The sequence below is a fragment of the Mesorhizobium sp. M7A.F.Ca.CA.002.15.2.1 genome (assembly GCF_003998715.1).
Lineage (GTDB): Bacteria > Pseudomonadota > Alphaproteobacteria > Rhizobiales > Rhizobiaceae > Mesorhizobium > Mesorhizobium ciceri.
Genome location: NZ_RZPI01000806.1, coordinates 1 through 2,326 on the forward strand (window position 1 = coordinate 1; position 2,326 = coordinate 2,326).

The following is a 2,326-nucleotide window of genomic DNA, read 5'->3' on the forward strand; positions in this document are numbered from 1 at the left end:
TCGTAGCCTCGAATGCTGGCTGCATGGCTGCCACGAGGCGACGGCTAAATTCATTGAGATCGGTGCCATGCATTTTTAACGAGCCGGTTCTATGCTTCGATACCCGAATGGTCGGGCGAGGGGGAGGCTGACATCGCTACTGGCGCCAAGCGGGATTTCGCTTCGTTGCTCGACGACCTCTTCATCGCCCCCGACAAGAATGGCGAGGGCGAAGAGGCCGGCGCTCGTCCATCCATCCCGTTCGACTATCTTTCGGTGGCCGATGAACTCCATTCCGGCCGCATCAAGGTTTCCGCTGCCGAATATCGCGAGGCGGGCGCGGATCTGGCGACCGAATTCGCCGCTTTGCTCGATCATGCCAAGCTGGTTCTCGCCGGCGAAGAGCCAAAGCCCGAGGAAAAACTGCCGCCGATCGATCCCGAAGCCATCGCCGTCGAACTCGGCCTCAATCAGCCCAAGCAGGTCGCCGATTTCGGCCGTATGCGCCGCAGCTTTGCCTTTGCCAACCATCCCGACCGCGTCGCCCCACATTTGCGCCAGCGCGCCATGATCCGCATGCAAGTGGCCAACATGCTGATCGACGAGGCCAAGCGTCGTGCACTGGCCGGTGCTCGCCGCTAACCCGGCTGGTTCACGCAAAAGTCGGCCTGGCGAGGCTTGGAGAGCGGCTCTGCTTTGCCTATAGATGCGGCTCCTCCGCGCAGTCGCGCCAGCCTTCCTCCGGAGCCGAATCCATGCACAAACGCCGTCTCGGTCGGACCGATCTTCTTGTTACCCAGATCTGCCTGGGCTCCATGACCTGGGGCCAGCAGAACACCGAGGCCGAAGGCCACGCCCAGATGGACCTGGCTTTCTCGCGCGGCGTCAATTTCATCGACACCGCCGAGCTCTATCCGATCCCGCCCAAGGCGGAGACGCAGGGGCGGACCGAAAAGATCATCGGCAGCTGGATGAAGGCCAAGGGCAACCGCGACAAGGTGATCTTGGCCTCGAAGGTCGTCGGCCGCACGGCCAACAGCTGGTTTCGCGGCGACAGGCCGTCGCAACTGGTGCGCGCCGATATCTTTGACGCCATCGACAAGTCGCTGACCAAGCTCGGCACCGACTACATCGACCTCTATCAGATCCACTGGCCGGAGCGGGATATCCCCTGGGGCGCCAACCCGACGCGCGTCGGCGCCGTGTCGCCGCGCGCCGATTCCGTCGGCGCACCGGCCGGCGAAACGCCGATCGCCGAGACGCTTGCCGTGTTTGACGAATTGGTGAAGGCAGGAAAGATTCGGCATTTCGGCCTGTCGAACGAGAGTTCCTGGGGCGTGATGCGGTTCCTTGCCGAAGCCGACAAGGGTATCGGCCCGCGCGTCGCGTCGATCCAGAACGCCTACAATCTCGTCAACCGCACCTTCGAGGTGAATCTCGCCGAGGTCTGCGAGCGCGAGCAGGTGTCGCTGCTGCCCTATTCGCCGCTGGCGCAGGGCTATCTCACCGGCAAGTACGACCACGGCGCGCGGCCTCAGGGCTCGCGCACGCAGCTGTTCAATCGCGGCCAGCGCTACGAGACGCCAGGTGCCGCCGAGGCACAACTCGAATACAATGAGCTGGCGCGCTCCTTTGGCCTGGAGCCGGCACTGTTTGCCAACGCCTTTGTCTCGAGCCGGCCGTTCGTGACCTCGAACATCGTCGGCGCGACGACCGTTGCGCAGCTCGATATGGCGCTGTCTTCCGTCGACGTCGTCTGGACCGACGAAATGCAGAAGGCGGTGGATGCGATCCACCAGCGGGTCGGCAATCCCTGTCCTTGAACGGGGATTTCTGGCCGAATATCCAACGATTACAATGGGAGAAGGGCGGCAATGAATTTTCCGATCGAGGCTATCCGGGGGAAATTTCCCGCTCTCTCTCTGACCGACAAGGGCCGCCGCCGCATCTATCTCGACAACCCTGCCGGCACGCAGGTGCCACAGGCAGTGGCGGATGCGGTATCGCGCTGTCTCTTGACCACCAATGCGAACCTTGGCGGCTACTTCGAAACGACGATTGCCGCGCAGGCCGTCGTCGATGAGGCACATGAGGCCATGGCCGATTTCCTCGGCGCCGCAAGCCCTGAGGAAATCGTCATCGGCGCCAACATGACGACGCTGACCTACCACATCTCGCGCACGCTCGGCCGCACGATGCAGCCCGGCGACGAGATCATCCTCACCCGCATGGACCATGAGGGCAACGTCTCGCCCTGGCTGCAACTGGCCGAGGATCACGGCCTCGTCGTGTGCTGGCTGCCATTCGACGAACAGCGGCATTTATAGGGCTGCAAGTCATCGATGAC

The 2,326-nt window shown here is 62.9% G+C and carries 2 protein-coding genes and 1 pseudogene; all 3 read left to right on the forward strand.

Going from position 1 to position 2,326, the window contains the following annotated elements:
• Positions 1-165 precede the first annotated feature (165 nt).
• A complete protein-coding gene (locus ENZ74_RS29555) occupies positions 166-621 on the forward strand; it encodes a hypothetical protein (RefSeq protein ID WP_081714352.1) in 456 nt (151 codons plus the stop codon).
• Positions 622-734: 113 nt separating this feature from the next.
• Complete coding sequence (locus ENZ74_RS29560) at positions 735-1,802, forward strand: aldo/keto reductase (protein ID WP_027162642.1); 1,068 nt, start codon at positions 735-737, stop codon at positions 1,800-1,802.
• 51 nt (positions 1,803-1,853) lie between these two features.
• Positions 1,854-2,288 (forward strand): annotated as a pseudogene (locus ENZ74_RS29565) (aminotransferase class V-fold PLP-dependent enzyme); the annotation flags it as partial.
• Positions 2,289-2,326: the final 38 nt, after the last annotated feature.

What these genes read in the sequence shown, in the direction of transcription:
- ENZ74_RS29560 (WP_027162642.1), top strand. Translation starts at nt 735, where the DNA reads ATGCACAAACGCCGTCTCGGTCGGACCGATCTTCTTGTTACCCAGATC.